The 14,257-nt window shown below is 44.9% G+C and carries 14 protein-coding genes; 11 read left to right on the top strand and 3 right to left on the bottom strand.

The window, feature by feature from the left end; all coding sequences use genetic code 11:
- The first annotated feature begins 132 nt into the window (after positions 1–132).
- From moeA to CTT30_RS18835, 3 genes are read left to right on the top strand one after another with little or no spacing between them, the layout of a single operon-like run.
- Positions 133–1,368 (top strand): molybdopterin molybdotransferase MoeA, encoded by a 1,236-nt coding sequence (gene moeA, locus CTT30_RS18845; RefSeq protein ID WP_239874677.1) that lies wholly within the window; start codon positions 133–135, stop codon positions 1,366–1,368.
- An 11-nt stretch (positions 1,369–1,379) separates the two neighbouring features.
- Positions 1,380–2,129, top strand: coding sequence for a molybdopterin-synthase adenylyltransferase MoeB (gene moeB / locus CTT30_RS18840; protein WP_252037508.1), 750 nt, complete (start codon positions 1,380–1,382; stop codon positions 2,127–2,129).
- 51 nt (positions 2,130–2,180) lie between these two features.
- Positions 2,181–3,011: a sulfurtransferase gene (locus CTT30_RS18835; protein WP_370689730.1), complete on the top strand. Its 831-nt coding sequence runs from the start codon at positions 2,181–2,183 to the stop codon at positions 3,009–3,011.
- Between the two features lie 47 nt (positions 3,012–3,058).
- Here the strand turns inward: CTT30_RS18835 and CTT30_RS18830 are convergent, their stop codons facing one another.
- Both CTT30_RS18830 and CTT30_RS18825 read right to left on the bottom strand, forming a co-directional pair.
- Positions 3,059–3,478 (bottom strand): RidA family protein, encoded by a 420-nt coding sequence (locus tag CTT30_RS18830; protein ID WP_252037504.1) that lies wholly within the window; start codon positions 3,476–3,478, stop codon positions 3,059–3,061.
- Entirely contained in the window at positions 3,478–3,768 is a 291-nt protein-coding gene (locus CTT30_RS18825) for a putative quinol monooxygenase (RefSeq protein WP_239864134.1), read from the bottom strand. The genes CTT30_RS18830 and CTT30_RS18825 overlap by 1 nt, the downstream gene beginning before the upstream one ends.
- A 113-nt stretch (positions 3,769–3,881) precedes the next feature.
- Between CTT30_RS18825 and CTT30_RS18820 the strand changes: the two genes are divergently transcribed.
- Positions 3,882–4,781, top strand: coding sequence for a LysR family transcriptional regulator (locus tag CTT30_RS18820; RefSeq protein ID WP_239864135.1), 900 nt, complete (start codon positions 3,882–3,884; stop codon positions 4,779–4,781).
- Positions 4,782–4,828: 47 nt separating this feature from the next.
- Here CTT30_RS18820 and CTT30_RS18815 read toward each other — a convergent pair whose 3' ends face one another.
- Positions 4,829–5,809 carry a sugar-binding transcriptional regulator gene (locus tag CTT30_RS18815; protein ID WP_252037502.1) on the bottom strand — a complete coding sequence of 327 codons (981 nt, stop codon included), beginning with the start codon at positions 5,807–5,809 and terminating at the stop codon, positions 4,829–4,831.
- 453 nt (positions 5,810–6,262) lie between these two features.
- Here CTT30_RS18815 and tal point away from each other — a divergent pair, with 453 nt between their 5' ends.
- The 7 genes from tal (at position 6,263) to CTT30_RS18780 (ending at position 14,253) form a co-directional block, all read left to right on the top strand.
- A complete protein-coding gene (tal, locus tag CTT30_RS18810; protein ID WP_239838917.1) occupies positions 6,263–7,213 on the top strand; it encodes a transaldolase in 951 nt (316 codons plus the stop codon).
- A gap of 82 nt (positions 7,214–7,295) precedes the next feature.
- Complete coding sequence (tkt, locus tag CTT30_RS18805; protein WP_252037501.1) at positions 7,296–9,287, top strand: transketolase; 1,992 nt, start codon at positions 7,296–7,298, stop codon at positions 9,285–9,287.
- A 463-nt stretch (positions 9,288–9,750) separates the two neighbouring features.
- Complete coding sequence (locus tag CTT30_RS18800) at positions 9,751–10,194, top strand: PTS sugar transporter subunit IIA (RefSeq protein ID WP_239864137.1); 444 nt, start codon at positions 9,751–9,753, stop codon at positions 10,192–10,194.
- 16 nt (positions 10,195–10,210) lie between these two features.
- Positions 10,211–11,611: a PTS mannitol transporter subunit IIBC gene (locus CTT30_RS18795; RefSeq protein ID WP_255906873.1), complete on the top strand. Its 1,401-nt coding sequence runs from the start codon at positions 10,211–10,213 to the stop codon at positions 11,609–11,611.
- A 48-nt stretch (positions 11,612–11,659) separates the two neighbouring features.
- Entirely contained in the window at positions 11,660–12,931 is a 1,272-nt protein-coding gene (locus CTT30_RS18790; protein WP_252037499.1) for a zinc-binding dehydrogenase, read from the top strand.
- Positions 12,932–12,989: 58 nt separating this feature from the next.
- Complete coding sequence (locus CTT30_RS18785) at positions 12,990–13,508, top strand: MltR family transcriptional regulator (protein WP_239865367.1); 519 nt, start codon at positions 12,990–12,992, stop codon at positions 13,506–13,508.
- Positions 13,509–13,518: 10 nt separating this feature from the next.
- A complete protein-coding gene (locus tag CTT30_RS18780; protein WP_252037497.1) occupies positions 13,519–14,253 on the top strand; it encodes a nucleoside/nucleotide kinase family protein in 735 nt (244 codons plus the stop codon).
- Positions 14,254–14,257: the final 4 nt, after the last annotated feature.

Genomic DNA, 14,257 nt, shown 5'->3' with positions numbered 1-14,257 from the left:
TGGCTGACAAGGATACTCGGATTTTTGAATAATTACACCCATATTTTATCCGTGGTCATTATTGCGACTACGATTTCTGTGATAAAGTGATGTTCATTAAACGCTAATATAATAATGATTTAGGACTGTATTATGGGTTGCTGTGACGCTCCTGGCCTGATGCCAATCGAAGATGCGATGGAACAAATGCTGTCGCCAATTAAACCAATCCAAACCACCTTACAACTGCCTCTTGCCGAAGCCATTGGCTATGTTCTTGCTGAAGATATACTTTCCCCTATTTTCGTTCCTCCTTTTGATAACTCAGCCATGGACGGATACGCAATTCGTATTGCCGACTTAAATAACAATAATGTTCTGCCTTTAGCGGGTAAATCTTTTGCAGGCCAACCTTTTGAGGGCGAATGGCCAAAAGGCACATGCGTTCGCATTATGACTGGCGCTCAAATTCCTGAAGGCTGTGATGCCGTCATCATGCAGGAAAACACTGAGCAGACTGAACAAGGCGTGCAGTTCAATCAGACCGATGTGAAGCCGCAGAACAACATTCGTCCTACAGGTGATGACATTCGCAAAGATGACGTCGTATTACCTAAAGGAGCGCGCCTTACCGCCCGAGATATCCCAATGATCGCAACTTTGGGTATTAGCCACGTCACTGTCGTTCGTAAGCCTCGTGTTGCCTTCTTCTCAACAGGTGATGAGCTAAAGCCTCTTGGAGAACCACTCAAAGCTGGCCAAATATACGACAGCAATCGTTATGGCATAAAACCACTGATCGAGAACTTTGGTTGTGAACCTATTGATCTTGGTATTATCCCTGACTGTCCTGAAGAGTTAAAAGCCACCTTTGAAAAGGCGCAAACTTTAGCTGACGTCGTCGTTACTTCGGGCGGTGTGAGTGTCGGGGAAGCTGATTATACGAAAGATATTCTTGAAGAACTGGGCCAAATTGGGTTTTGGAAGCTTGCTATCAAGCCTGGCAAACCATTTGCCTTTGGCAAATTATCGACCGCGTGGTTCTGCGGCCTTCCGGGTAACCCCGTTTCAGCGGTATTAACCATGTACGTTCTGGTTCAACCTATGCTAGCCAAGCTTGCCGGACATACTGAATGGACAGCGCCTGAATCTATACCGGCAACAACCCGCACTGCGTTTAAGAAATCGCCGGGGCGTACAGATTACCAGCGTGGTGTTTACACCATCGAAGATGGCAAGTTTGTAGTAGAAACGACAGGCAACCAGAGTTCTGGCGCGTTCCGCTCGATGAGTTTAGCCAATTGTTTTGTTGTTTTGGAGCGTGAGCGAGGCCGTGTTGAAGTCGGTGAAACCGTGAATATCCAGTTGTTCAATTCAACCCTTTACTAGGAGTGAACACATTGGAGATCCTTTCCGATCAAGAAATGCTGCGCTATAACCGTCAGATTATACTCAAGCAATTTGATTTTGACGGTCAAGAAGCATTGAAACGAAGCTCCGTGCTGATTCTCGGGGCTGGTGGCCTTGGTTGTGCATCAAGTCAATACTTAGCGACCGCTGGGGTTGGCTCGCTGACCTTAATTGATGATGACGTTGTCGAACTGTCTAACCTACAACGCCAAGTACTTCATCATGATGTCGACGTTGGCAAAAAGAAAGTCCTGTCAGCTGCTGAATCTCTTCAGCAGCTGAACCCTCACCTGCAAGTGCGTACCATAGATCAACGCTTGAGTGATGAGGATTTAAAAAAGGAAATTGAGCAGCATACGCTGGTGCTCGATGCATCGGATAATGTAGAGACTCGCAATCAACTTAATCGCCTCTGCTATGCGTTAAAAATACCGCTGGTTTCCGGTGCAGCAATACGAATGGAAGGACAAGTCAGTGTCTTCACTTATAAGGATAAAACACAACCTTGCTACCAATGCTTAAGTGCCCTTTTCGGCTCTGCAGCATTAAGTTGTGTGGAGGCTGGAGTCATGGCGCCAGTTGTAGGCATCATCGGCGCGGTGCAAGCAATGGAAGCGATTAAAGTTATCGCCAAGTACGGACAGGCAAAAGAAGGTAAGATTCTTATTCTTGATGCGATGACCATGTCATGGCGAGAAATGAATCTCATGAAAATGCCTGATTGCGCCGTGTGTAGTTAGAGGCAAACTGAGCCGATTAAATCTATAAATCACATAGACTTATAAGGAAATATCATGTCACCGCTTATCTCTCCAGCAGAACTTATTGAACTGGAAAAATCCGGCAAGTTGGTAGTTTTAGACACCAGTATTGAATTTCAGATCCCATCCGAAACAGAAAAAGATCAGCATAACTTGCTCCCTAATACCATCCGCTTCGATTATGACAAGGTTTTTTGTGACCCAGACGCTTCACTGCCACATATGATGCCTTCACAAGACCGCTTCAATCAGTTAGCAAGAAGCATAGGTCTTAATCAAGACTCTATTATCGTGGTGTACGATAACAGCGGTACCTTTGCCTCTCCGAGAGCGTGGTGGATGTTAAAAGCGATGGGTCATAAAGAGGTGTACATTCTAAATGGTGGCCTCACTGAGTGGAAACACGCTGGCTTCAAAACAGTAACATCTTACAAAGAGTCGATATCTGAAGGCAATTTCGACGGTCAGCTCAACCCATCTTACTTTGTTGATTCTCAATATGTTCTAGAACAAATAGACAATCTCTCTAACCAGACGGTTGATGCTCGCTCTCATGCTCGATTTAATGCGCAAGTGCCTGAGCCAAGACCGGGCATACGTGCTGGACATATCCCCAGCTCTGTTTGCCAACCATTTACAGAGCTAATGGAGGGTCACAAACTCAAGTCAACCGACGAGTTAACATCTATCTTATCAAGATCATTAAGCCGCGATAAATCTCAATACATATTTAGTTGCGGCTCAGGGGTTACTGCAGCGATTGTACTGTTAGCCGCGCAGCTTACAGGATACAAAAACCTCTCTATCTATGATGGTTCATGGACAGAATGGGGGGCGAGTGACCATTTGCCCATTAGCTAAATAGCAAACAAGGCAGCGACAAACAGCTGCCTTTGTTGACTTTGTTTTCAGAAATTTCCAAGTACTTCACTTATCTGAAAACGTTTTGCAGCCTCTGCTTCAATTTCTACTTTCCAGTTTTCATCAAATAATCCATTTACAAACAGTAAAGTAGTCGGCAATCCACCTACTTCAAAAGGAATACGTGTTTTAGCTCGTTGATATTCCGATAAATCTTGTCGATTTACCATGTAAATTCGAACGCTAATCAGGTCTTGTATGTCCATTCGATTCGCTTGTAGAACTCCTCGCAGATTCTGCCATGCCAAAACCATTTGTTCTTCTGTACTAGTCGGCACTTTACCATGCTCATCGATGCCAAGCTGCCCTGCTATATGTAACCGAGTCGAGCCAGAAGGTATCATTGCACATTGATGGTAATTAGCAGCTGGTGGTGGAACCGTCGCTGGACTCCAAATAATATTCATTACACTTCCTTGGAAAGCATGCTAATAGTTGGTGTATCCGTAAGCATAGTGCCAAGCTGGTCAAAGTCACCGATCTCTTTACGCCACGAAATGTACTTATCAAAATGTTGAGGCGTCTGCCATTCTTCAAGTAACACCAATTCATGCTGCCCCTGAACCTTTTCATACAAGTGTGCCGACAAATTCCCTGCAAATGTTCTCGTATCGGGCAAGATTGCTGTAAAGAAGTCTTTGATAGACTGGGTGTTTTCCAACGAATGGTTAAGTTTAAATTGAACTAGAATGCTCATCACTCTCCCTTTTATTCCTTTTTTAAATTCATAGGAGAGTTTAATTATTTAGATTTAATGATAAATTAAGTAAAATCCAACAAATAATCTCATTAAATAGAACAATAACGCTTATGAAATCTGACCTTCACCGTATGCAGGTTTTTGCTCAAATCGTCGAATCAGGATCCATTACCAAAGCAGCAGATGAGCTCGATGTTTCTAAGTCTGTACTAAGTCACCATTTGCAGAGCTTAGAAAAACATTTAGGTGTAAAGCTACTGACTCGAACGACACGGCGACAATCTCTCACCGAAGCAGGACAACGTTATTACCAACGATGCTTGGAGATGAAAAAACTGATGTCTCTGGCAGAAGAAGAGGTGCGCGAATCGAATACCGACCTCGCAGGTACAGTGACGGTTACCTCTCCTCATACACTAATGACACACCTTATCGGCCCATCTATGTGCCGGTTTGTGAAGAATCATCCTCGTATAGAGCCTAGACTCCTTGCCAATGACATGCGCCTCAACTTGATCGATAAATACATCGATCTTTCCATAACGGTGGGGGAGCTGCCAGACTCCAGCTCCCGAGCGACCAAAATTGGCGAATTGGAACAAGTGTTGTGCTGTTCACCGGAATACATGAAAAGTCGCGACATTACACTGCCTGTTACCTCAACCGAGCTACTCGAATATGACTATATTGCGAATCAATGGGAGGGCATAAATGTTGAGCGAAAGTTCTCGGTGGGAAAACAAAGTATCAGTTATCGATTCCATTCCACTCGCATGGGAGACAGTATTCCGACCATTCGCCTGATGACCTTGTCAGGACTGGGGCTTGCTTGTTTGCCTATCCTGGCTATTAAAGAAGAGCTTGAGCGAGGTGATTTAGTGAGATTAACGGCTGACGGAATGGCATTGAAAGCGCCTGTATGGGCAGTGCATAACTATGGCTTACAGATGCCAGCCAGAATACGCGCCTTTATTGATTTCATAAAAGAGAACGCTGAAAACACTCTTTAAGAGCAAGCACGAGCAATCTCTCGTGCCTGCAGATGACCATTTTTTCGTTATTTCATTTGTTCATCCAAGTTTAAAACGGTTAGCGCATTGCTCACACTAGTTGCAATAACATCAATGACGCCTGTTCTTAATGCACCAAGCATGGCTAATGGTTTGCTATTTTCTGCGGCAATCGCAATTACCTCCGAAATAGGGCGAAACTCTTCAATACTGAGACCAATAACACGATCACTCATGACCGTCTTAGCCGATTTTCCCTGAATATCAAAGAAGTCATAACCTGCAAAGTCCCCGACTACACCTTGATTCATACGAGATTGCACCACTTCATCCGCAGTAAACCAGCCTAAGTCAACCATATAGCTGTTTTCACTCATGTCTCCGATACCGACGAGCGCCACATCAGCTTTACGGGCAAGATCCAACGTTTGCTTCACGGTTGCATTCTGCATAAATGCATGTTTTTGTTCATGATTTTCTGCATAGGCTGGTGCATAAAGAGTTTCAGAGGTACCACCATAGCTTTTCGCAAACTGGCGACATATATGATCGGCATTAAACATACCCCCTCTCGGGTGGATACCACCGATACCACAGACGAATTTGACATCACGCTGAGGTATCACTCCTACGTGATGAGCTACAGCAGATACGTTACGCCCCTGACCAACCGTCACCACCGAGCCATTTTGAATAGAGCTAGCCATGTATTTAGAAACCAAACCCGCCACTTGCAGGCGCTGTTGCTCTTCATTCGGTTGATCAAGTGCGACCAAGGCTCGCTTGACCCCAAATCGCTCTATTAACCTTTGCTCGATCTTCGCACTAAATACAGGGTGATATTTAACGGTGATCTCGACAATGCCTTCATCACGTGCCTGCTTAAGCATTCGGCCTACTTTCGCACGGGAAACAGAAAACTTCTTCGAGATTTCTTCTTGAGTTGCCCCATCCTGATAATACGCAACGGAAATTTCAGTAAGGAGATCAGCGCTGTCATCAGACATATCTTGTTGCGATTTGTTCATTTTGCTACAGCTCCTGTATAGGAATATACATATAACATCTGCTCAATGCCGTAGCATATGTTATCACTATAGATAAATGCAACATTTGCTCACTACCGGGACAAATTCTCAGGCTATTTCTTGACCCTATTAGAGTATTACAAACCCTTTTCATTACTGGGCAAACGTTTAATTCGAATAACCCATCAAGGCAACTGGAGAAATACTTGATGAACATCACTATAACCTTAAATTAGCAATTGACATTCTGTGTAGATGAGATAAATATGAACCCATCATTTACTCATCGTAAGAGCAAATGTTCACAACAAATGTTCTCACGCTGAAAATAATTCCGGTTAGTTGATTTGATGGACTCGGAAAGGGTTGAAAGACAATTAGCTAACTCGATTGCAATTGCACCACTCACATTAACTGTTTTGATGTGAAGGCCCATTAAATAGGATGATCGAAATGAGCAACAAATTAGAGCAACTTCGTAAACTAACGACCGTCGTAGCAGACACTGGTGAAATCGATGCGATTAAAAAGTACCAACCAGAAGACGCAACGACTAACCCTTCTCTGATTCTTAAAGCCGCTCAAATCGAAGAGTATGCACCTCTAATCGATGCCTCTATTGAATACGCTAAAGCGCAAAGCTCTGATAAAGCACAGCAAGTTCAAGATACTTGTGACATGCTTGCAGTCAACATCGGTAAAGAAATTCTAAAAACCATCCCGGGACGTATCTCTACTGAAGTTGACGCACGTCTTTCTTACGACATGGAAGGCAGCGTAGCTAAAGCGCGTCAGCTAGTGAAAATGTACAACGATGCCGGCATCACAAATGATCGCATCCTGATCAAACTGGCTTCAACTTGGGAAGGCATCCGCGCAGCAGAAATCCTAGAGAAAGAAGGCATCAACTGTAACCTGACTCTACTATTCTCTTTTGCCCAAGCTCGTGCTTGTGCTGAAGCCGGCGTATTCCTAATCTCTCCATTCGTTGGTCGTATCATGGACTGGTACAAGGCAAAAGAAGGCCGTGACTTCGAAGCTCAGGAAGATCCAGGTGTGCTATCTGTAACTAAGATCTACAACTACTACAAAGAGTACGGCTACAACACAGTTGTAATGGGCGCAAGCTTCCGTAACATTGGTGAAATCCTTGAGCTAGCTGGCTGTGACCGCTTAACGATCGCTCCTGCTCTTCTTGCTGAGCTCGAAGCAGCGGAAGGTGAAGTGGTAGAAAAGCTAGTTGACTCTAAAGGCGCAGCAGAGCGTCCGGCACCAATGACTCATGCTGAGTTCCTATGGGATCATAACCAAGATCCAATGGCAGTTGAGAAACTGGCTGAAGGTATCCGCAACTTCGCAGTAGACCAAGGCAAACTTGAAGCAATGATTGAAGCTAAGCTTTAATCCATCGAATATCTAGAGGGGAACGTTTGCGTTCCCCTCTTCACATCCTTTCTAAGAAACAATCTAATAATCGGTATTTATTATGGATCGCAAACATCTAGCAAATGCAATTCGTGCTCTTAGCATGGACGGCGTACAACAAGCAAACTCTGGCCACCCAGGCGCACCTATGGGGATGGCGGATATCGCTGAAGTTCTTTGGCGTGACCACCTAAACCACAACCCAGCTAACCCAGAGTGGGCTGACCGCGACCGCTTTGTGCTTTCAAACGGCCACGGCTCTATGCTGATTTACTCTCTGCTTCACCTAGCAGGCTACGAGCTATCAATCGACGATCTGAAAAACTTCCGTCAGCTGCACTCTAAGACTCCAGGTCACCCAGAGTACGGTTACGCACCGGGTATCGAAACAACCACAGGTCCTCTAGGTCAAGGTATCACGAACGCTGTAGGTATGGCGCTAGCTGAGAAGACTCTAGCAGCACAGTTTAACAAAGAAGGTCACGACATCGTTGACCACTTCACTTATGCCTTCATGGGTGACGGCTGTTTGATGGAAGGTATCTCTCACGAAGCATGTTCGCTAGCAGGTACACTAGGTCTGGGTAAACTGATCGCTTTCTGGGATGACAACGGCATTTCTATCGATGGTCACGTGGAAGGTTGGTTCTCTGACGACACACCTAAGCGTTTTGAAGCGTACGGCTGGCACGTAATCCCTGCAGTAGACGGTCACGATCCAGAAGCGATCAATGCCGCTATTGTTGCAGCGAAAGCTGACCCTCGTCCTACTCTAATCTGTACTAAAACTATCATCGGTTTTGGTTCTCCAAACAAGTCTGGTTCACACGACTGTCACGGTGCACCACTAGGCGCTGACGAAATTGCAGCAACTCGTAAAGCGCTAGGTTGGGAACACGGTCCGTTTGAAATCCCAGCAGATGTATATGCACAGTGGGATGCAAAAGAAGCAGGCGAAGCTAAGGAAGCAGCGTGGAATGCGAAGTTTGACGCGTACGCAGCTGCGTACCCAGAAGAAGCGGCAGAGCTTAAGCGTCGTCTAAACGGTGAATTGCCAGCACAGTGGGAAGAGAAAGCAAACGCAATCATTGCTGACCTTCAAGCAAATCCTGCGAACATTGCATCACGTAAAGCATCTCAAAATGCACTAGAAGCGTTCGGTGCTATGCTACCTGAATTCCTAGGCGGCTCTGCTGACCTTGCACCTTCTAACCTAACCATGTGGTCTGGTTCGAAGTCGGTATCAGCTGAAGACGCGTCTGGTAATTACATCCACTACGGTGTTCGTGAATTCGGTATGACGGCTATCATGAACGGTATTGCTCTACACGGTGGTTTCGTACCATACGGTGCAACTTTCCTAATGTTCATGGAATACGCGCGTAACGCAATGCGTATGGCGGCTCTGATGAAAGTGCAGAACATCCAAGTGTACACGCACGACTCTATCGGTCTTGGCGAAGATGGCCCAACTCACCAACCAGTTGAGCAAATGGCTTCTCTACGTCTAACGCCAAACATGAGTACATGGCGTCCATGTGACCAAGTGGAATCGGCAGTGGCTTGGAAACTGGCAATCGAGCGTAAAGATGGCCCAACATCGCTAATCTTCTCTCGTCAAAACCTTGCACAGCAAGAGCGTAGCGAAGAGCAAGTGGCAAACATTGCACGCGGTGGTTACATCCTGAAAGATTGTGAAGGCAAGCCAGAGCTTATCCTTATCGCAACCGGTTCTGAAGTTGAGCTAGCGGTGAACGCTGCGGCTGAACTGACTGCTGAAGGTAAGAAGGTACGCGTAGTATCTATGCCTGCAACAGACGCGTTCGACAAGCAAGACGCTGAGTACCGTGAAGCCGTACTGCCTTCTGACGTAACAGCTCGTATCGCTGTAGAAGCGGGCATCGCTGACTTCTGGTACAAGTACGTTGGTTTCGACGGTCGTATCATCGGTATGACAACCTTCGGTGAGTCTGCACCAGCAGGTGAACTGTTCAAGATGTTCGGTTTCACAACAGAAAACGTAGTGAACACAGCGAAAGAGCTACTAGATTAATCTCTACATCTCGATAATCAATGCCCCGCTATCTTAGCGGGGCATTTTTTTATACACGAATTGGAGCAAAAAACTTAAAGAAAGTGAGCAACCAAGACGGCTTAATAAATTTACACCGTGATAAACTTCACACCGCCCCATCTATCAACTCTCTAATTCCTTTCCAAAAGACCAGTAACAAATCACAAATAAACACCAGTCAACTAACAAAACAAGAGGATAATCACAATTCACAAACTTAAAAACAAAGATGAAATTGAGATAAACCCCACAAAATACATGTTGACTTGTAATAAAAACAAAATATGAAAGAAAAAATCAGCAGTAAATTGTGAGAGTTAGCAAAATAAAATACTTGACGCAAGATTTAATGTCGATCTGATCACAAAAAAGCTTCTATTCCCAAATAACCGGCCTCTAAAGATAATGTATCTATCAATAACGCAATACATGGGAAGCTAACATGCTGTATGACCTAATCGACCACGACCTTATCGATGTCATCGATCATCAAGATTACCAATGGGAGGACGCTGTTCACGTTACTACTCGATATCTTGAAAGAAAAGGTTATGTCACCGCAGATTACTCAAAAGCAATCATTCAATCAACGGTTGATAATGGCCCATACTACGTACTTTGTCCAGGTATTGCCATGCCTCACGCTCGCCCTGAGGCTGGAGTGCTAAAGACAGGGTTAGGGATTCATGTATTTACTCAACCCGTAGATTTTGGATCTGAAATGGGGCCAGCCAACGTGCTATTAACACTAGCCGCTAAAGATTCAGACACCCACATCGAAGTTATTCAAGCACTTAGCGAAATGCTCGTTGACGAAGCAAATATCGCTAAACTTGCTGCTGCATCTTCTAAACAAGATGTACTAAATATTATAAAAAACTACTAACCCGAAGGAACATAACGTGACAACAAATGTAAGAGCTAAAGTGCAAGCTTTTGGAGGTCATTTGACCGCCATGGTGTTGCCAAATATTGGAGCCTTCATTGCTTGGGGCTTTATAACGGCACTATTTATTCCGACCGGTTGGGTACCAAATGCTTATTTTGGTGAACTTGTCGGCCCAATGATCACTTATCTACTGCCTTTACTTATTGGCTACACGGGTGGTCAGATTGTAGGAGACAAACGTGGGGCCGTTGCTGGCGCTATTGGTACTATGGGTGTCATTGCTGGTGCAGAGATTCCTATGTTCGTTGGTGCAATGATCATGGGTCCCCTAAGTGGCTGGGTAATTGTCCAGATAGACAAAAAACTGGAAAATAAGATTCCATCCGGTTTTGAAATGGTCGTAAACAACTTCTCATTAGGTATTTTTGGCATGGTCATGTGCCTCTTTGCCTATGCGATCGTGGGACCTGCGGTAACTGCTGCTAACCTTTTTGTAAAATCTGGCATCGAAGCACTTGTTGCAACGGGTTTCCTTCCTTTACTGGCTGTTATTAATGAACCAGCTAAAGTGTTGTTTCTCAACAATGCTATTGACCAAGGCATCTACTATCCATTAGGCCTGCAAGCTGCTGCGGAAACAGGTAAGTCAATCTTCTTTATGGTGGCATCTAACCCAGGTCCAGGCCTTGGTATGCTGCTTGCGTATGCGAAATTTGGCCAAGGGCTAAGTAAGCGTTCTGCTCCAAGTGCGATTATTATCCATTTCTTTGGGGGTATCCATGAGCTTTACTTCCCATATGTATTAATGAAGCCAATTATGATCGTTGCCATGATTGCCGGCGCAGCAACGGGTATCGCCACCTTTAACCTTCTTGATGGTGGTTTGGTTGCAGGTCCAAGTCCTGGCTCTATCTTCTCTTATCTAGCATTGACGCCAAAAGGCAGCTTCATCGCAACCATTGCCGGTGTGACCACAGCAACGATTGTATCTTTCCTTGTTGCCAGTGCCATTCTAAAAATGAGCAAGAACGAGGAATCAGAGAAAGAATTCGAACAGTCAGTGACCGACATGAAAGAAATGAAAGCGGAAGGTAGTGTCACTACGGCTAACGCTCAAACAACTGTCGAAACGAAGAAAATCAAATTTGTTGCCTTCGCTTGTGATGCGGGTATGGGTTCAAGTGCCATGGGAGCATCCACCTTCAGGAAAAAACTGAGCGATGCTGGTTATGACATTGAAGTGAAGAACTTTTCGATTGAAAAAGTCCCAGCACATGCTGACATAGTGGTGACCCACGAAAGCCTTGAAAGTCGAGCCGTAACTGCAACTGGATTGCCAGTCATCACTATCAAGAACTTCCTTCATGATCCAGCGCTCGATGACCTAATCAACACCATCAGTCAACAAGCTTAATTTTTCAAATTTGCTGGGGCCCCTGGCCCCAATACCCGGGAGAAAACCATGGTTCAAACTACCGCAGCTGTTATTTGTGGCGAGAAAGATGTTCGTTTAAGAACGTTTGATCTTCCAAAGATTAAAGATGACGAGTTACTGGTCAAAAATATTTCGAATAGTATCTGTCTCTCGACATACAAAGCCGCTCTTCTTGGCAGCAACCACAAACGCGTACCAGATAATATTGAACAAGTTCCAGTCATGACTGGGCACGAATACGCGGGTATCATTATCGAGGTCGGCGCAAATCTACGCGACCAATACCAACCGGGCCAACCCTTCGTATTACAACCAGCCATGGGGCTACCAACAGGTTACTCTGCCGGTTACAGTTATGAAACGTTTGGTGGTAATGCAACTTATTCAATCATCCCTAAGGTTGCTATCGAACTCGGCTGCGTATTACCGTACCAAGGTAGCTATTTTGCCAATGCCTCACTCGCCGAGCCTATGTCCTGTATCATAGGGGCTTACCATGCTAGTTATCACACCACCCCTTATGTCTATGAACACCAAATGGGTATTAAGCCTAATGGCTCACTAGCCTTACTTGCATGTGCAGGACCGATGGGGATAGGCGCTATTGATTATGCTATCAACGGCCCAGTAAAACCTCGCCTGATTGTGGTCACAGACATTGATGAGCAGCGCTTGGCACGGGCTGAGAGTCTCATTCCCGTCGATACCGCCAAAGAAAATGGCATTGAACTTCATTACATTAACACCGCCAAACTTGACGATCCCGTTGAGTATTTAAGGCAACTTAACCAAGGTGAAGGTTATGATGATGTGATGGTTTACGCAGCAGTCACACAAGTCCTTGAGCAGGCAGACGAATTGCTTGGCAATGATGGCTGCCTAAACTTTTTTGCAGGGCCGACTGATAAGCAATTCAAGGTGCCATTTAATTTCTACAACGTGCACTATGAGTCAACCCACATCGTCGGGACATCAGGAGGTTCTACCGGCGATATGATCGAGTCGATTGAGCTATCAGAGCAAAACAGAATCAACCCATCGTTCATGATCACTCATGTCGGTGGTCTAGAATCGGCTCCGCATACTATTTTAAACCAGTTAGATATCCCAGGAGGGAAAAAGCTGATTTACCCCCATATTGATATGCCGCTAACAGCGATCGATAACTTCCGTTCACTGGCTGACGTGGACCCATTCTTTGTTGAACTAGATGCCATTTTGGCCGAGAGCAACTACGTTTGGAATGAGCACGCAGAAAAAGCGTTACTTGAGTTTTATGATGTCAGTCTTACCGTTTAGGCAAGACGTAGCGTGTGGTAGCCTTGAGCTGCCACATTCTAAAAAGGTTAATCAACGTTTGTCCCGAGAAGAAGAATTGCTTGATGCTATGGAGCAGTGTGAAACCGCTACCTGCTTTCTTCAAGTATCAAATAAGATTATTAACTTAAAGCTGAAGAGCTTACTGCCTAACGTCTTCGTTCAAGATGAGTTTGTCATGCAGTATGCTGTCGCACCGCTAATCAAAGAAGACGGTCCACTGGTTACTACCGATGTGGTTTCTAAACTCGTATTTGCGATGGGGAAAATATCCCTCGAAACATACGCCGATATTGGCTTGTATGACCAAATGCTCGACTATGCGCTCCAACAGCCAACTAAACTGCGATTTGACGATGACATGGTATACGACTTCATCACCAATCAATCGACCCTAACTAAAGGTGAAGACAGTTTTTATCTGGACTCCATCAATCAGCTTAAGTTTTCTTCATTCGAGTCTTTCTCACAAATGCGTTATGAGTCTCTAATAAAAACGGTACTCAAACTCTCTTGTGAGATGCTACTCGAAAGAGTCGAGAAAGAGATTTTAGAATAAGGCTCCCGCTATGAAAGTCACATTGAATGTGAGTGGCTTCGACACTCACGCCGTTTTTCCTGACAGTGATGTCTCACTCGTTCACAAGCCATTAGTTGAAAAGTTCACGCGCTTATATCAACAAAAGCAGGAACGCGTGGTCGTGTTTTTAGTTGCCCCTCCCGGTAGCGGAAAATCAACTCTAGCAGCATTTTGGGAGTACCTTTCATACCAAGATTCGCAACTTGAACCTATTCAGGTATTACCATTTGATGGCTTCCACTACCCCAATGATATTCTGGATAACAATATGACTGAACGTGATGGTGAGTTAATCCCATTACGTAAAATCAAAGGATCCTATGAAACGTTCAACCTAACGGAACTGATCGGTAAATTAAAACAGCTCAAAACAGGTGACCCGCTTTGGCCCTATTATGATCGTAACTTACATGATCCAGTCGATGATTCTATCCACGTCAAAAACAACGTCATTATCGTTGAAGGTAACTGGTTATTGCTTGATGAGCCGGTATGGAATGGACTACACGATTTAGCTGACTTTACCATTGCTATAGATACCGACCCAGTCTTTCTTGAACAGCGACTCATTGACCGTAAGGTCCGTGGTGGCAGTAGTCTTGAAGAGGCAAAAGCCTTCTATCAAAGCTCTGATTCCATCAATGTGAATAAAGTTCTCTCATGTTCGGTACCGGCCGATCTGACTTTATACATGAACCAAGACGGTTCGTTTGAAATCAATTAACTCC

It is taken from the genome of Vibrio coralliilyticus, from assembly GCF_024449095.1.
GTDB classification, from domain to species: Bacteria; Pseudomonadota; Gammaproteobacteria; order Enterobacterales; family Vibrionaceae; genus Vibrio; species Vibrio coralliilyticus_A.
The sequence above is the reverse complement of the archived record's forward strand: the minus strand, read 5'-3'. Positions and strand labels throughout refer to the sequence as shown.